Origin of the sequence: Bradyrhizobium sp. AZCC 1678, assembly GCF_036924765.1 — a bacterium.
In the GTDB taxonomy this organism is placed as follows: Bacteria; Pseudomonadota; Alphaproteobacteria; order Rhizobiales; family Xanthobacteraceae; genus Bradyrhizobium; species Bradyrhizobium algeriense.
Genome location: NZ_JAZHSE010000001.1, coordinates 4417915 through 4434018 on the forward strand (window position 1 = coordinate 4417915; position 16104 = coordinate 4434018).

The following is a 16104-nucleotide window of genomic DNA, read 5'->3' on the forward strand; positions in this document are numbered from 1 at the left end:
TTTGGTGCGCGCGGTGAGCGGGTTGACGCGACATCCTGGACTGGGCCGTGACGTTGTTATGCGGCAGACACCGCATCAACTTGTATCCGGTCGGGTGTGGTGACCCGGACCCTGATCTTTCATGCACGGGTGAAGGTAAGGCCCAGAAGAGACGGGACCCATCTACGAAAGCGGAATCCGAAGACCCAAACCCGGGTTCGGTCACACGTCTGTCCTGGGTCACGTCGGCCGTCATTGGCGCACCGGCGTTCGTTAGAGGCTTGGGCGCAGCGCCGCGCCGGTTGGCACGAGGCCGGTTTCCAGATAGCGCCACAGTGCCACCATCAGCTTGCGCGCCAGCGCTACGATGGCGATCTTGCGGATGCGGCCCTTGAGGTTGCCAACCCGCGCGCGGAACCAGCGGCTCAGCTCGCTGTCGGGCTGATGGCTCAGCCACAGCCAGGCGAGCTCGATTGCGGTCGTTCGCGCCCGGCGATTGCCCGCCTTGCTGATGCCTTGTTGTCGACGGCGGGCGCCGCTGTCGTAGGGCATGTCGGTCAGTCCGACGCAACTGCCGACCTGACGCCGGTTCTTAAAGTCACGGTAGAAGACCTCGTTGGCCAGGAGCTGGGCGATGTGCGGGCCGATTGCCTTGAGTTGGGCAAGCTGAACCGCCTTCGCCTCGACCGAGTCCTTTGCCGGTGCCCGATGCGCGGCCGCATTCGCCGCCTCGAGCGCCTTGATCTGCGTGTGCACCAATACCAGCCGCTCATGCTCGCGGCGGATCTCGTCCTTCAGCCGTGGCGGCAGAACGCGCCCATCGCCGGTACGCACCTCGTCCAGACCCGACAAGAAGCCCGGCTTCAGGGGCATGACATCGCGGATGCCCTGGCCATGCAGCAGCCCCTTGATCCGGTTGCTGTGCCCGGTGCGCTCCTTCAGCAGCCGCTCGCGCTCGCGCGTGCGCCGTTTGCGATCCTCGTCCTCAGGCGTGGGAACCCGAACCATGCTGCAAACCCGCGGTTCGCCCCGCAGATACGCCAGAAACGAGCGCATCAACTGCGCCAGGTCGATCCGATCGGTCTTGGCCCGCCGGGCCCGCCGGTTCACCTCGATGCTCGACGCATCGATCTCGTAATTGAGTACCTCGTTGTCGGCCAGCCAGCGGTGCAGCCAATGACCGTCGAGACCCGCTTCATAGCAGGACAGAATACGAACCGGCTTCCCCGCCTGCGCCGCCTTCGCCCGAGCCTTGACCAGCAAACCCGACAGCGCCGCCAGGTCGCCCCCATCAATCCGGTAACGGCTCATCTTCTCGCCGCCAGGCATCATTATGCCCAGCTGCCATTTCGCCTTGCTCAGTTCGAAAGCAATGTAAACCGTGCCATACTCGCAGCCGGCGGGTGTGCCAGTGTGATCAGTGCGCATCGTTGATCCTCCGGGTGGTTGGGTGCTCGCAAACTCAGCTTACCCCTGACCACCTGCCACCCCATAGGATCTACGAACGCTGGGGACCATGCCCTTACATTTCATTCTTGTGGCAGGACCTCTGGTCCGGGCGTCAAGCTGGGAGCCAACGGCCGAATGCCTGCGGGCGGCGGGATGTCATGTTCAGGTACCTGACGTATTGGCCCATCACCGTTCGCCGCCGTCCTGGAGCGCATGGACTTCCCAACTTCTGGAGCACATCACCGGCGGCCATGAACCAATTGTGGTGGGCCATAGTTCGGCGAGTGTGCTGGCTGCCGACCTTGCGACCAGGTTGCCCGCGCGGGGAATAATCGTCGTGGATGGGGAAGTGCCTCCATCGCAAGGCGCAACCTTCCCGGTCAGGCCCGCCCTTTACGACTTCATCAAGGGCCTCGCCGAACCCGACGGCATGCTTCCGATCTGGTCGAGATGGTTTGCGCGCGATATGCAGCGCATGTCTCTTGTCGGTGTGGATGTCCTGGCGCGCGATGCGGTGGCATTCGCCCGGTTTGAAAGTGAACTTCCACGGATGCACATCGGTTGGTTCGACGACACGATCGAACTCGCCGATTGGGACCACATCCCTGCCGGTTTCATCCAGACTTCAGCGATCTATGATCACGCAGCCATTGCGGCGCAACGACGTGGCTGGCCGGTTACGAACCTGCACGGCACGCATTTGCATCCGACGCTTCATCCAGCAGAGACGGCAAGCGCCATTCTCGCCATGTCGCGTCAACTCGTTTCCGGCGGTTAGCTGTAGATCCTATGGGGTGGCAGGTGGTCAGGGGGTAAGCTGAGTTTGCGACCACCCAACCACCCGGAGGATCTACGACGCTCCATCCGGGTTCCCGCTCACGGTAAACCTGCCCTTAACCATAGATTGTTACCATTTGCTGTGTCCGGGTGGTGACCGTCCGGCCAAACGGGAGCGGATATCATGCCCGTCGAGATGCTGACCTACGCCGAACTGGGTGAAAGGCTCACAGTTTCCCCAGAGGCGGCCCGTGCTCTGGTGAAACGACACCGCTGGCCGCGCTCCCGCTCCAACGACGGGAAAACGCTTGTCCAGGTCGATCTCAGCGAATTCAGCCATTCCCCAATATCCCGTCCGCCGCAAGCTCAGGCCGGTCACCAGGTGGTCACCGCCTTCAAGCAACAAATTGAGATCTTGCAGACTGAGCTGGCAGATATGAAGGTGATTGCCAACGGCTATCGGGCCGACTTTGAGAGAGAATGCGAACGCACGAACAAGCTCCTGGCCGAACTGCTCAAAGTCAGCACGGAAAGCGTGGGAGCCCGGGAAAAGGCCGCTCTGCTCGAAGGGAAGCTATCGATGCTGACGCAACCTTGGCGACGTCGGCTGATCGATGCTTTCACCCTTGCGCTGCCACAAGTCGCCTCCAACCCTCGCGAGAGCGCCGGCCCGGTAGCCCAGTCACGGAATTGATCCGACTTGCCGACGTGCCGGGCTCCGCCGCGATTGGCACAAACCTGCACATCATTCCGGCTCTGCCATTTCTGACCTGAATGTTCAGTCCGGCTTATCCCTGAAATGGTGTGCTTGTTGGTGTAGACAGGAAGTCACTTGCTCGCCTTCGAACTGGCGCTCCTCACTACAATGCACGCCGACTCGCCCTCGCATTAAATCGCGCAAACAGCATGGCTTCCCGGAGGGGCCGGTTCGAGCCCAAGACGAAGACGAGGCCCAGCGCCATCAGCAGCACGCCAAGCCAGGTTGCCATCCAGCCCGGGCCGTCATCGGCCGCCTCGGCGTTCGGAAAGGCGACCGGCGCTGCAGCGGCAGGAGGCACGGAGGCGGCAACAGCGTCGCTGGCGGCTGGTGCGGCTGCCAGAAGCGTCTCTGCGTCGAGCTGGCGCGACGTGGGTTGGTCAAGCGTGAACTTATCGGTCGGGCGGTTGGCGACCGGTGGCGGCGGCACGAAGGCTGCGGCCCCCGTAGTCGGGAGGGAAGCGGCATCGACCATCCTAAGCTCGGGCGCGGGCTGCGTCGGCTGAGACGTTGCCGCTGGTGCGGAGTGCAGCAACTCCGCACGCGCATCCATGACCGCCTTGCGCCGTGCGGCCTCATTCTCCTCGACTGCCGCGATCCGAGGCTTAGCGGCGCGATGACGAACCTGCTTTACCGTCGCGGTCCCCTCGGCAGCCTGGAACCAGCACTTGTGGCGCCCCTCAGAACGATAGACCCAGCGCTGCCCCTCTGCGGTCGACGTACCGGGTCGCGGCAAGCACTCCCTTTCCTTTTCTGCGGAAGCGGGCTCAGGGGCCGGCTGGGGTGGAGAGACATTGAACAGGTCTGCAAGAGGATTCGAAGACGCAGGCGAAGTCGGAAGACCTGCGAGAAGGACAAAGGCAGTGATGCAAGATCGCAGATGACCGGACATGAGAACCCCGGAGTTGCGCCCCCGCGGAAACGATCTTTGGCCGTGACCTGGGTCACAATGCGGCTCAAATCCGGCAAGGGGACGGATTTATTCTGGTCCGGAACCGAGATTGAGGCCAGGGTGCCGTCCTGCAGCTCGTGTGTCCTGGTTCGTTTTTGGCAGGGCGCATCGATCCTCCCAAGTATTTATCGTTTTGCTTATTGTTTGATGTGACAGGCGAGCACGCGGTCCACCATCGCCCCGGCCGTTCCGAGATAGTTGGACGGTTCGCACAAGGCGGCGAGCCGATCGTGGGGCAGGGCGGATGCGATCGCCGGACGCCGCAGCAATGCATCGAGGAGCGGCTCACCACGGGTGAACGCGTCGCGGCAGGCGGCATAGACCTCGTCATGCGCAAGCTGACGGCCAAGCACGGGCGCGAGCCCCATCATGACCGCCTCGGCGACGATCAGCCCGCGCGTGGAATCGAGGTTTCGCTTCATCGCCGCCGGATCGACGATCAGGCCGGAGAGCATGAATTGCGCCTGTGCCAGCGACCCGGCCGTGAGAAGACAGGCCTGGGGCAAGGCGAGCCATTCACAGTGCCAGGGACCGGTGGCGCGCTCGAGATCCTGCACCATGGCGTCGAGCATCAGCGAAGCGGCGTCGCGCGACATCTTTGCGTTGGCCAGCAGAATTTCCGACGAGATCGGATTGCGCTTCTGCGGCATGGTCGAGGATGCGCCGCGATGCGAGGCGAAAGGTTCGAACACCTCGCCGATCTCGGTCGCCATCAGGATCATGACGTCATAGCCGATCTTGCCGAGCGCGCCGCAGATCACCGCTGATGTCTGGACCAGTTCGACCAGCCCGTCGCGGGCGACGTGCCAGGTGATGTCAGGCTCAGCGAGACCGAGGGCGCGCGCGTAGGCGGCGCGCACATCCAGTCCGCGTTCGCCGAGTGACGCCAGCGTTCCCGCCGCGCCGCCGAGTTGCGCCTGCAATGCGCGCGGCTTGGCTTGTTCGAGCCGGTCGGCCGAGCGCTGCAACGATGAGAGCCAGATCGCTGCCTTGTGCCCGAACGTGATCGGCAGGGCCTGCTGCAGATGGGTTCGCCCTGCCATCGGCGTATCGCGGTGGAGGCGGGCGAGCTCGGCGAGCGTGGCCATGACCTCGGCAAGCTGGGTTTCGATCAGCGCAACCGCTTCGCGCAGTTGCAGCACCGTCGCCGTGTCCATGATGTCCTGGGTGGTCGCCCCCCAATGCACGTAGCGGCCGGCTTCGCCGATTTGCTTCGAGAGCTGCCGTACCAGGCCGACGATGGGGTAGCCGACATTCTCGGTGTCGCGCTTCAACTGCTCGCTATCGAGCGCGATCGTCGGGGCGAGTTGGGCGATCGCCTGTGCCGCCTCTTGCGGAATCACGCCTGTTTCGCCCTGGGCCACGGCAAGCGCCACTTCGGCCTGCACATAGGCCCTGAGCTGGGCTTCGTCGGAAAATACCGCCCGCATGGCCGGCGTCGAGAACACGTCGCGATAGAGGATGCTGTCGAAGAGGATGCTGGCCACGCGCTTGTTTCACTCCTTGTTAATATGTACGGCCATATGATTGATATGTACAAATTTGTCAAGCCGGGATGCCGGTCCATCGAAGCCGTGCTAAGCGTCGCCCTGACCGAGAGAACCGTTGGACATGCCAATTTACGAGGATATCGCCCGCGATCTGCTGGAGGCGATCCAGCGGGGCCAATACCCCGTCGGCGGCATGATACCGACCGAGCTGGAGCTTGCCGCGCGCTACGATGTCAGCCGGCAGACCGTGCGTGCGGCGATGCGGCGGCTCACCGAGCTCGGGGCGGTTTCGCGCCGCAAAGGTTCCGGCACGCGGGTTGAGGCGCGCGAACGTCCGCAGGAGAGTTTTCAGCAGACGCTCGGCTCATTGAGCGATCTCGTGGCGCTGGCTGCGGCGACGGATCGCGACATCAGAAGCATCGACACCGTCGTGATGGATCGCAAGGCGGCGCGGCGCTTCGGCTGCCAGCCGGGGTCGCGCTGGCTGCGGATCGCCTACGTTCGTGCATCGACAAAGCCCAAGAGCCCGCCATTGGCCTGGGTCGATTGCTATGTCGAAGAAAGCTATGCGGATGCCGTGAGCGATATTCGAAAGGATCGCCGCCTGGTCTGCGACATGATCGCGGACAGTTACGGCGTGATCGCCTCCGAAGTGCACCAAACCGTTGCGGCGACCGTGATCCCGAACGAGTTTGCCAAGGCGCTGGGAGCGGAAGCCGGATCGTCCGCGCTCGAAGTTATCCGCCGATATCTGGACGCGCACGGCCGCCTGTTCGAAATCTCTGAAAGCATCCATCCTGCCGGCCGGTACGTCGTGACGTCGGTGCTCAAGCGCGTCGGCAATCCGGGGACGGCATACGGCAGCGCGACGCGATCTTCCGGCAAGACGAAATCGCGCGCCTGAAGGATTCAACTAGATCCCATCGCGCCTTAGCCGTTCGATTTGCTCGGGTTGCTGCTCTAGTTGCCATGCCAGCATATCCAAACGATCGGCCCCAAAGAAAATCTCGCCGTGCGCCACAAAACTCGGCACGCCGAAGATACCTACTTCGTACGCCTGCATGGATTGCGTAACCAACTCGCTCCGTGCCCTCGGCGAGACAGCAGACTCAATCACCGTCTCGTCGAGCGCGGCAGATATCAAGCAATTTACCAGGACCTCGCGGGCGCCGATGTCACTGCGATGTTGCCACATCGCCTCGAAGACCATGTCAATAAACCGATCGTGAGGAATGCCTTCTTGCGCGAGCCGAAGCGCGACGCACAAGGCCGGCGCGGGATCAGGACGAGGTTGATGCAGCGGTGACAATGGTGCGCCCAGGAAGTTCGCTGATCGCCGGATGTCGGCCAGGAAGTGCTTTCGCTTCGGCGGTGGCAGCGGATCGACATACGGTGCCATCGGCTCGCGTCCAGCCTGCAAGTTCAGCAGAACGTCAATCGAAACCGGGTTCCATCGCCATTTCCACGCTGACAACGCCTGCCGTCGGCGGATTCGCCACCAGGCCAAGTAGGCGTAGGGCGATCTGAAGTCGTAGTAGATATCTATCGGTGCGGCCATTGCCACAATGCTACGTGCACCGTGTCCGCGATGCTTCGATCCCGGTCGAAGGATGACTGGAACATGATCCAGGACGCGCAGGACGGCGGTCAGAACGCAAATGGCGAGGAGGGGGGCATCCCTACTCGCCAATACTGCGGTTGCTTGGAGGTTGGTCGGAACGAAAATTGTGCCGTTACGGCGTCCGGTCGGCGGTAACCAGGCGCGCTTCTTTCACCAGCGACTTAGAGCCGGCGGTGCGGAGGCAGGAAGCTTCGAAATTCGGCCAGGCTTGCTGCGAGCAATCCTTGCCAACGGTGCGGATATCGAGGCGGTCACCCTTGGCAAGCGCCTGCGGAACACTGGCTTCGACCTGGGGGGCAAAGCCGGGCAATACGGTCAGCGCGGCGGCAATGAAGGCAGCAGCAGCAATTGCGGAAAAAGCCTTGATCATGACGGTCCCCTGTCATGGGCCTTTGCGGCCCGTCGTTCGTTGGGTGGACTTGTAGCCAGCGCAAGTTTCCGGCCGTCTTCACGGCGTGCGAAAATGGTTTCGTCCCGGCCGAGTTTTGTTTCGTCGGCCATTGGCGGACGAAACATTGGCGGCTCGCCCCGGAGACGCTCGGGGCTCACGACTGGTTCATTGGCCGATCTGAAATAAAAAACCGGGCCGGCAGGGAACCTGGCCCGGCTTGCCGGGCCGCCCGAGGCGGGGTAGACGGGACCTATGCTCCGTATCGCGCTCTATCCCGGTTCATTTGATCCCATCACCAACGGCCATCTGGACGTGCTCCGGCACGCTGTGACGCTGTGCGACCGCCTGATTGTCGCCATCGGGGTCCATTCCGGCAAAAAGCCGCTGTTTTCGACCGAAGAGCGGCTGGAGATGGTTCGGGCGGTATGTGAGCCGATTGCGCAAAAAGCCGGCTGCGCTTTCGACTGCACCACCTACGACAACCTCACCGTTGCTGCGGCGCGGCAGGTGGGCGCCACCATCATGATTCGTGGCCTGCGCGACGGAACCGATATGGACTACGAAATGCAGCTCGCCGGCATGAACGAGGCCATGGCGCCGGAGGTGCACACCGTATTCGTTCCGGCGTCGCCGGCCGTCCGCCCGATCACCGCCACGCTGGTGCGCCAGATCGCCAGCATGGGCGGCGACTACTCCGCCTTCGTGCCGCCCCAGATTGCCGCGAGCCTGAAGGCCAAATTCGCGGGCTGATCCGTTAGTCCGAGATGCTTTCCCGTTATCACCTGTCCGGAGCTTTCATGATCCGAATTCTAGCCGTTCTCGTCGCGCTGTTCTTTGTGGCTCCCGCGATCGCCCAGCCGCTGCCCGCTGGTCTCGACAAGGCGAATGCGATCGTGATCGACACCACCAAGGGCCGCATCGTGATCAAGCTGCGGAACGACATCGCGCCCCAGCATGCCGAGCGCATCAAGCTCCTGGCGCGCGAGGGCTATTACAACAACGTGCCGTTCCATCGCGTGATCGAGGGCTTTATGGCGCAGACCGGCGACGGCAAGAATTTCAACGGCACCGGCGGTTCGAAACATCCGAACCTGGCGGCCGAATTCTCCAACGTGCCGTTCAAGCGCGGCATCGTCGGGATGGCGCGTGCGAGCGATCCCAACTCCGCCAATTCGCAGTTCTTCATCATGTTCGCCGAAGGCGCCTCGCTGAACGGCAAGTACACCGTGATCGGCGAAGTGGTGTCGGGCATGGATGTGGTCGACAAGATCAAGCGCGGCGAACCTGTGGCCGATCCCGACAAGATGGTGAAGGTGCAGGTCGCATCCGACGTCAAGTGAGGCGATGATTTCGGCGCGCCGCAAGCCGTTCATCTGGTTTGCCGCCGCTCTGTTGTGGCTTGCGCCGGCGGCGTACGCGCAGGCCCAGCCGCAACAGCTCAACACCATCAAGGACGTCTTTGCCAAATTGTATTCGTGCTGGCAGCCCCCGCCTGCCTCGCGAGCCAACCCGATGGACATCACGGTCATCGTCAGTTTCAACCGCGCAGGCGCCATTCTCGGTCAACCCAAGATTACCTATGAATCCGCAAATGCCGGCGATAACGACCGGATCGCGTACCGAATTGCCGTAATGGAGACATTGCAACGTTGTGCGCCGTTGCCATTTACCGAGGGACTGGGCGGTGCGGTTGCCGGCCGGCCTTTCGCGGTCACTTTCAGATCCCGCAAACGTCCACCCAAACCTGAAGAGAAAAGAGCATGGCTGATACAGAAAATACTTTGATTCTTGAAACCACCCAGGGCCCCGTCACCATCGAAATGCGTCCCGACCTGGCGCCGGGCCATGTCGCCCGCATCAAGGAACTGGTGCGCGAGGGATTTTACGACGGCATCGTGTTCCACCGCGTGATCGAGGGCTTCATGGCGCAGACCGGCTGTCCGCACGGCACCGGCACCGGCGGTTCCGGCCAGAAGCTGAAGGCCGAATTCAACAAGGAACCGCATGTGCGCGGCACCACCTCGATGGCCCGCGCCGCGAGCCCCGATTCCGGCGACAGCCAGTTCTTCATCTGCTTCGACGATGCGTCCTTCCTCAACGGCCAGTACACGGTCTGGGGCAAGGTCACCTCGGGCATGGAGAACGTCGACAAGATCAAGCGCGGCGAGCCGGTGCAGAATCCGGACAAGATCGTCAAGGCGCGGATGGCCGTCGACGCGGCTTGATTTCAACCCGTCATTCCGGAGGCCGCGCAACGCGCGGCAATCCGGAATCTCGAGATTCCCCGATGCGCAATTGCGCATCTGAGGTTCACGCTTCGCGTGCCCCGTAACGCCAAGTGAGGCGCACCCGCGCCATGCGCACCGATCTCTTCGACTTCGAACTCCCTGCCACCAGCATCGCGCTGCGGCCCGCGAGCCCGCGTGATGCTGCGCGCATGCTGGTCGTGCAGCCGGATGGCGTGTTGTGCGACCGCACCATCTCCGAGCTTCCGCAATGGCTGCAGCCCGGCGACCAGCTCGTCGTCAACGATACCAAGGTGATTTCCGCCCAGCTTAGGGGGCGTCGCATCGGCCGCGAGACCGAGCCGAAGATCGAGGCGACGCTGATCAAGCGGCTGGACGGCTCGCGCTGGCGCGCGCTGGTCAAGCCGGCGAAGAAGCTCGCGCCCGGCGACATCGTTCGCTTCGGCAATGAAGGCAAGGTCTGCCTGCTCGGTCATCTCGATGCGCAGGTCGAGGCCAAGGGCGACGAGGGCGAGATTACGCTCTCATTCTCGTTTCATGGGCCGGCGCTGGATCAGGCCATCGCCGATCTCGGCACGCCGCCGCTGCCGCCCTACATCGCGTCGAAGCGCACGCCCGACGATCGCGATGCCGCCGATTACCAGACCATGTTCGCGGCCAATGAAGGCGCCGTCGCGGCGCCCACGGCGGGACTGCATTTTACGCCTGAGCTCGAGGCGGCGCTGCGCGCCCGCGGCGTCGGACTGCACCGGCTGACCTTGCATGTTGGGGCAGGGACCTTCCTGCCGGTCAAGGTGGAGGAGACTTCCGAGCACAGGATGCATGCCGAGTGGGGTTCGATATCGGCCGATACCGCATCCGCACTGAATGCCGCTCGCGCCAAGGGTGGGCGCATCGTTGCGGTCGGCACCACGTCGCTCCGGCTATTGGAGAGCGCTGCGACCGAGGACGGTATCATCCAGCCGTTCGACGGCGAGACCTCGATCTTCATCACGCCGGGCTATCGCTTTCGCGCCGTCGATATCCTCTTGACCAATTTCCACCTGCCGCGCTCGACGCTGTTCATGCTGGTGTCGGCCTTCTCAGGGCTCGACACGATGAAGCAGGCCTATGCGCATGCGATTGCGGCGGGGTACCGGTTCTATTCCTATGGGGACGCCTGCCTGCTGTTTCGCAGGTCCCATTGAGGCAAAATGCCGGGCGTCTTGCTGCAGTGCCGCCAACACGGACGGCCGCAGCCACCCTGGAAAAAAGCCCGCCGGTGCGGCGGGCTAAAGGTTCAGGGAGGAGGCGCTCTGACAATAAAGCGCCACTATCTGTCTCTTCGATTCGGCTGTTACCGCCAAGATCGTATAACTACCGGCTTCCAAGCATATCGCGTGCGCTGTTGCGCCGTTGCAACCATGCGGGTGCGCGGCATGCGTCGGCGCCTTCGTGCCTCGACGGTGAGGTTCCAACGGTTCCTGTCGTCGGATAGGGTGCGCGCATCATCTGGAGAACTTCATGAACATGTCGGGTATTTTTGCGCGCGTCGTCGCGCTGATCGGCGCCGTCGCGCTTCAGTGGCGGCGACTGCAGGGATCGGCGCCTGCACCAGCCTGGGGCAACACGCCGGCGATTCCGCAAGCGAAGCCGCAAGGCGCCATCCCGACGCTCAAGATGCCGACGGCCCAGGGCTGGAGCAAAGGGCAAAAGCCCACGGCAGCACCCGGGCTCAAGGTCAACGCGTTTGCGAAAGATCTGGACCACCCGCGCTGGATCAACGTGCTGCCCAATGGCGACGTGCTCATCGCAGAATCGACGCAGATCGCAGGACCGCCCAGGAGCGTGTTCCACTATGCGATGCAGGCGACGATGCGGCGCGCCGCGGCGCTCGGCGTCAGCGCCGACCGCATCACCTTGTTGCGCGATCCTGATGGTGACGGCGTTGCCGAGGGACGCGGAATTTTCATGGAAGGGCTGAGCCAGCCGTTCGGCATGGCGCTGGTCGGCGACACCTTCTATGTCGGCAACACCGATGGCGTGGTCGCCTTTCCGTACGCGGCGGGCGCGGACCGCATCACCGCCGAGGGACGCAAACTCGTGGCGTTCAAGCCGAGCGGACACTGGACGCGGAGCCTGCTGCCGAGCGCGGACGGCAAGAAACTCTATGCCGGCGTCGGCTCGCTCAGCAACATCGCCGAGAACGGCATGGAAGTAGAGGAAGGCCGCGCCGCGATCTATGAGCTCGATCTGGCTGGCGGCACGAGCCGTATCTTCGCCAGCGGGCTTCGTAACGCCGTGGGCCTCGCATGGGAGCCCAACACAAGCGTGCTCTGGACCGTCGTCAACGAGCGCGATGGCCTCGGCGACGAGACGCCGCCGGACTACCTGACCTCGGTGCGCGACGGCGGCTTCTACGGCTGGCCCTATTGCTACTGGGGACAGACGGTGGACGACCGCGTGCCGCAGGATGCGGCCATGGTCGCGAAAGCGATCCAACCGGACTATGCACTCGGCGGCCACACGGCTTCGCTCGGTCTGTGCTGGATGCCATCAGGCACGCTTCCCGGTTTTCCGGACGGCATGGTGATCGGCCAGCACGGCTCCTGGAATCGCAGCACGCTGAGCGGCTACGCCGTCGTTTTCGTGCCGTTCGAGAACGGACGCCCGTCCGGTCCGCCGCGGGATATTTTGACCGGGTTTCTCGCACCCGACGAGAAGGTCTCCTACGGACGACCGGTCGGCGTCACGCTCGGCTCCGACGGCTCACTGCTGGTGGCAGATGATGTCGGCAACGTGATCTGGCGCGTGACGGGCGCGTAGGTGCCGTAGGGTGGACAAAGCGAAGCGTGCCCACCATTCATACTGCCGATGCAGATAGATGGTGGGCACGGCGCAAGTGCGCCTTTGCCCACCCTACAATTCCTAAAGATACGCCGCGAGATATCGTACGGTCTTCGTGCCGTCGTTGATGGTCGCTCGGCCAATCTCCTCAAAGCCTAGCGCTTCGTGGAATTTGTCCGATATGGGATTCGGGGGCCGGACGTTCACTTCGCAGACGACCCGAGAGTGACCGAGACGAATGGCGCGCTTGAATAGCTCCTCATAGAGCATCCGAGCGAGGCCGTGTCGCCGCCATTTCTCCGCAACCACCACGCGGTCTATGTACAGGAACCGGTCCAGCCGGCCACGAAACCAAAGAAAATGATCGCCATCGTAGTCCTCGGTGTCTTCAAATGCGAGCAACAGCGCGGCAGCAGGCGGGATGAACAGCGCAAGACGCGCAGACCTGATCAACTGATCGAAGCGCTCTGAAGTGAGTAGGGAGGTCTCTCGCGCGCTTGCGTTGTTCAAACGGAGCAACGCTTCGCTCTTCGGATCGTCATGCAGATCGCGGATATCGAATCGCTCGGGCATCGAAATCTTTCAGAGTACGTCCAGCGCCTATGCCCACCTTACGATTTCTACGATTCCGCGTGAATTAACTCACCTCACGCCATCGCGCGTTGCGGCAGCAGCTCCGCGATCTGGATCGCGTTGAGCGCCGCGCCCTTCAGGAGTTGGTCGGCCGACACGAACATCGAGATCGAGTGGCCGCTAGCATCGCTGAGATCCCGACGGATACGGCCGACCAGGACGTCGTCCTGCCCCGACGCATCGATCGGCATCGGGAAGTAGTTCCTGGCGCGGTCGTCGACGATCTTGACGCCCGGTGCGCTGGCCAGGATCGCGCGCACGTCATGCTCGGTGATCGGCCTTTCGCATTCGAACGTGATCGCCTCGCAATGGGCGCGCAGCACCGGGACGCGGACGCAGGTGACGCCGATGGCGATCTGCTCGTCCTCGAAGATCTTGCGGGTCTCCTTGATCACCTTGGTTTCTTCGCCGTTGTAGCCGGTCTCGGGATCGACTTCGGTGTTGTGGCTGAAGACGTTGAACGCGTAGGGAAGCGGGATGACCTTGGGCGTGAACGGCCGGCCGTCGAGATAGGCGCGCGTCGATTCCACGAGCTCTTCCATCGCCGCCGCACCGGCGCCGCTCGCCGCCTGATAGGTCGACACGATCATGCGCTTGATGCGGTTTTGCTTGTGGATCGGCCACAGCGGCACCAGCGCCGTGATCGCTGAACAGTTCGGAACGGCGATGATGCCCTTGTGCTCGCGGATACGGCCCGCGTTGATCTCGGGGATCACCAGCGGCACGTTCGGATCCATCCGGAAGGCCGAGGAGTTGTCGACCACGACCGCGCCGGCCTTCACCGCTGCGGGGGCGAACTTGCGCGAAATGCCCCCGCCGGCCGAGAACAGCGCGATATCGACGCCTTCGAACGACTTTTCGGTGAGCTCCTCGATCACGATCCTCTCACCGCGGAAGTCGATGGTTTTGCCCGCCGAGCGGGCGCTGGCCAGCGCCTTGAGCTTGCCGACGGGAAAAGCGCGCCTGTCCATGGTGGCGATGAATTCGGCGCCGACCGCGCCGGTCACACCGGCAATGGCTACAACGGGTTGGTGGCTCACGGGTCTATCCTCTTTGGTTGAGCATCATGGCTTGCGGGCAATAAAAAAGCCCCGGTCCTTTTCAGGCGGGGCTTCGGTTCAGATAATGCGATCGTTCGACTACGCGCGCACGGCTCCCGAGCCCCCGGAGGGTGCTTTGGTTTTCGCGGTCGCTTTGGTCGAAGTCGTCATGGCGCGGACTTATGCGGCAGACAAGCGCCGCCGTCAACGGGTTTTGGCCCTATCCGGGCTGCAACGGGGTTAGACGAGCCCCGTCATCGCCGCCTTGCGGCGCCTGGAGGCTTGAGGATTACCTCCTTCAGGTCGCTGCCACTCATGACGACAATCGCGAAATTCAGCCGGCTGTGTTCGCGGATCAGGCCGCCGCTGATGGCCTTGCCGGCCGCCGCCTGCTCGGCCACGCGAACGGCATCCGCCAGGCGGTGCCGGATCGTTCTGAGTGCAACGAGGTTGCTGCGGTCCTCGGCATCGAGCTCCTTCAGGGGCAGGGCGGCTTCGCCGCCGACGATCTTGCCGGTCGTGGCGTCGATGGCGTGGTGCCAGATGCGGTCGTTGTGAAGGGTCTTTACCCGGTAAACCGGTGAATCCGATGCGCCGTCGAAGCTGACATCGGCGGTCGTCGCACCGACGTGCAGGGCTTCGGCAATGGCCATCGCCTGGCTCAGCGAGATCGTCGAGCCACGGAAGAGCTCAAGCTCCCGGTTGACCGCCTGCTGGTCGGACGCAGCGCTCTCCTCGGCCTCATTGCGGAGCGAGGCTGGCTCGCCGCTCGACGACGCGACAGCATAGACCGGGGCAGGGAGGATGACCGCCACCAGGGCGGCTGCAAGCAACTGTCTCCAACAGGGCGCACCCATGTTTGCAGTCTCCATCCTTGAGCCTGTCTCTGCCGGCGGAGGGGCCGGATCGTCGCGAAAGAAGGCGCGGCCGACCCCTTGGAGGCATACGGGTCGGCCGCAGAACGTCGCAGACGGAACTGTACCGCCGTTTGCGGCGATCGAAGCGGCGCGAGCCCGCTGGGACTGGAAAGCAGGACCCGCACTTCGCTTATAACAAAACCATACCGTATCGTTTTGTTTCGGTCAAGGATGCCGCCATGCCGCAACCCACGTGAAACTCCGTTCTCACGGAATTGTCAGCGGGAAGGGCGCCGCCTGATGGTTCCTTTGGACTGAACGCGGCTCGACGGCCCAAGCGCACCTGCCAGGAACAGCTTGATCGCCGAGCGCATGCGTTTTTCGGCGGACTTCATCTCCAGCGGCGTTCCGAACGTCGCCATGCGATGCGTGTGACCGACGACCACGTCGAGAAAAACCTCGGCCGCGATGCCGGTATCCTCGACGTCCATAGCGCCTTGTGCGACCAAACGATCAAAGAAGCGCGCGGTCGTGGAAACGGCCTTCAACCAGCCTTCTTCTTTGCCAAGTTTGGCAATGTCGGGAAAGTTGATGGCCTGTGACGTCATCATGCGGCTGAACGCGACGGCATCGGGTCCGCAGGTGAACGTCAGCATCTCGCGCCCGACCTCGATCAGGCGCTGCTCGACCGAAATGTCCGAGGAACGCGTGATCTGCGCCTCTGCCGCTTCAGCAAGCGGAGCAAGCCAGCGCGCAATCTCGCGCCTCAGCACTTCCGCAAAAAGCCCGCGCTTGTCGCCGTAGCGCGAATAGACGGTGGGCTTGCTGACCCGGGCTGCTTCCGCAACCGCATCAAGCGAGGTCGCGTCGTAGCCCCGGTCCAAAAAAAGACGGGTGGCAACGTCGATCAGCCGCTGATCGCGCTCGACGGCGGCGCTCTTCGTCGGCCGGCCGCCGCGCGACTTCGGGACGTCTCGTTTCGCCGGTCTGGCTTTGGTCGCAGTCAATCCCATGCCCATTGATTCCTGCGCGGTCGTGAAACTCCTCATTGCTCTATAACGCGCAGTAAGAGGGGCGTCATCGCCA

18 protein-coding genes are annotated in these 16104 nt (G+C 63.2%); 9 read left to right on the plus strand and 9 right to left on the minus strand.

The window, feature by feature from the left end; genetic code table 11:
• Positions 1 to 252 precede the first annotated feature (252 nt).
• A complete protein-coding gene (locus V1294_RS20805) occupies positions 253 to 1407 on the minus strand; it encodes an IS110 family transposase (protein ID WP_334495347.1) in 1155 nt (384 codons plus the stop codon).
• 88 nt (positions 1408 to 1495) lie between these two features.
• Between V1294_RS20805 and V1294_RS20810 the strand changes: the two genes are divergently transcribed.
• Positions 1496 to 2206, plus strand: coding sequence for an alpha/beta hydrolase (locus V1294_RS20810; protein WP_334499744.1), 711 nt, complete (start codon positions 1496 to 1498; stop codon positions 2204 to 2206).
• A 183-nt stretch (positions 2207 to 2389) separates the two neighbouring features.
• Entirely contained in the window at positions 2390 to 2899 is a 510-nt protein-coding gene (locus tag V1294_RS20815) for a hypothetical protein (RefSeq protein WP_334480922.1), read from the plus strand.
• A 166-nt stretch (positions 2900 to 3065) separates the two neighbouring features.
• Here V1294_RS20815 and V1294_RS20820 read toward each other — a convergent pair whose 3' ends face one another.
• Both V1294_RS20820 and pcaB read right to left on the minus strand, forming a co-directional pair.
• Positions 3066 to 3698 carry a hypothetical protein gene (locus V1294_RS20820; protein ID WP_334499746.1) on the minus strand — a complete coding sequence of 211 codons (633 nt, stop codon included), beginning with the start codon at positions 3696 to 3698 and terminating at the stop codon, positions 3066 to 3068.
• A gap of 353 nt (positions 3699 to 4051) precedes the next feature.
• Positions 4052 to 5401, minus strand: a complete 1350-nt coding sequence (pcaB, locus tag V1294_RS20825; RefSeq protein ID WP_334499748.1) for a 3-carboxy-cis,cis-muconate cycloisomerase — start codon at positions 5399 to 5401, stop codon at positions 4052 to 4054.
• Between the two features lie 124 nt (positions 5402 to 5525).
• Here pcaB and V1294_RS20830 point away from each other — a divergent pair, with 124 nt between their 5' ends.
• A complete protein-coding gene (locus V1294_RS20830) occupies positions 5526 to 6308 on the plus strand; it encodes a GntR family transcriptional regulator (RefSeq protein WP_334499750.1) in 783 nt (260 codons plus the stop codon).
• A gap of 9 nt (positions 6309 to 6317) precedes the next feature.
• Here V1294_RS20830 and V1294_RS20835 read toward each other — a convergent pair whose 3' ends face one another.
• Together V1294_RS20835 and V1294_RS20840 are read right to left on the minus strand one after the other, a co-directional pair.
• A complete protein-coding gene (locus V1294_RS20835) occupies positions 6318 to 6962 on the minus strand; it encodes a 2-hydroxychromene-2-carboxylate isomerase (protein ID WP_334499752.1) in 645 nt (214 codons plus the stop codon).
• Positions 6963 to 7137: 175 nt separating this feature from the next.
• The gene (locus tag V1294_RS20840) at positions 7138 to 7395 is read right to left on the minus strand and encodes a hypothetical protein (RefSeq protein WP_334480912.1); all 258 of its coding nucleotides are present in this window, start codon (positions 7393 to 7395) and stop codon (positions 7138 to 7140) included.
• 273 nt (positions 7396 to 7668) lie between these two features.
• Between V1294_RS20840 and coaD the strand changes: the two genes are divergently transcribed.
• From coaD to V1294_RS20870, 6 genes are all read left to right on the plus strand, one after another.
• Positions 7669 to 8166 (plus strand): pantetheine-phosphate adenylyltransferase, encoded by a 498-nt coding sequence (coaD, locus tag V1294_RS20845; RefSeq protein WP_334499754.1) that lies wholly within the window; start codon positions 7669 to 7671, stop codon positions 8164 to 8166.
• Positions 8167 to 8213: 47 nt separating this feature from the next.
• Complete coding sequence (locus tag V1294_RS20850; protein WP_334499756.1) at positions 8214 to 8756, plus strand: peptidylprolyl isomerase; 543 nt, start codon at positions 8214 to 8216, stop codon at positions 8754 to 8756.
• 4 nt (positions 8757 to 8760) lie between these two features.
• Entirely contained in the window at positions 8761 to 9201 is a 441-nt protein-coding gene (locus tag V1294_RS20855) for a hypothetical protein (protein ID WP_442895363.1), read from the plus strand.
• Positions 9177 to 9641: a peptidylprolyl isomerase gene (locus V1294_RS20860; RefSeq protein ID WP_108515875.1), complete on the plus strand. Its 465-nt coding sequence runs from the start codon at positions 9177 to 9179 to the stop codon at positions 9639 to 9641. Before V1294_RS20855 ends, V1294_RS20860 begins: the two co-directional genes overlap by 25 nt.
• A gap of 131 nt (positions 9642 to 9772) precedes the next feature.
• Positions 9773 to 10849 carry a tRNA preQ1(34) S-adenosylmethionine ribosyltransferase-isomerase QueA gene (gene queA / locus V1294_RS20865; RefSeq protein WP_334499759.1) on the plus strand — a complete coding sequence of 359 codons (1077 nt, stop codon included), beginning with the start codon at positions 9773 to 9775 and terminating at the stop codon, positions 10847 to 10849.
• Positions 10850 to 11165: 316 nt separating this feature from the next.
• A complete protein-coding gene (locus V1294_RS20870; protein WP_334499761.1) occupies positions 11166 to 12467 on the plus strand; it encodes a PQQ-dependent sugar dehydrogenase in 1302 nt (433 codons plus the stop codon).
• Positions 12468 to 12569: 102 nt separating this feature from the next.
• Here the strand turns inward: V1294_RS20870 and V1294_RS20875 are convergent, their stop codons facing one another.
• The 4 genes from V1294_RS20875 to V1294_RS20890 form a co-directional block, all read right to left on the minus strand.
• Complete coding sequence (locus V1294_RS20875) at positions 12570 to 13061, minus strand: GNAT family N-acetyltransferase (protein WP_334499764.1); 492 nt, start codon at positions 13059 to 13061, stop codon at positions 12570 to 12572.
• A gap of 74 nt (positions 13062 to 13135) precedes the next feature.
• Positions 13136 to 14161 carry an aspartate-semialdehyde dehydrogenase gene (locus tag V1294_RS20880; RefSeq protein WP_334499766.1) on the minus strand — a complete coding sequence of 342 codons (1026 nt, stop codon included), beginning with the start codon at positions 14159 to 14161 and terminating at the stop codon, positions 13136 to 13138.
• Between the two features lie 254 nt (positions 14162 to 14415).
• Complete coding sequence (locus V1294_RS20885; RefSeq protein ID WP_442895364.1) at positions 14416 to 14994, minus strand: PepSY domain-containing protein; 579 nt, start codon at positions 14992 to 14994, stop codon at positions 14416 to 14418.
• A 302-nt stretch (positions 14995 to 15296) separates the two neighbouring features.
• Positions 15297 to 16031, minus strand: coding sequence for a TetR/AcrR family transcriptional regulator (locus tag V1294_RS20890; protein WP_334499768.1), 735 nt, complete (start codon positions 16029 to 16031; stop codon positions 15297 to 15299).
• Positions 16032 to 16104: the final 73 nt, after the last annotated feature.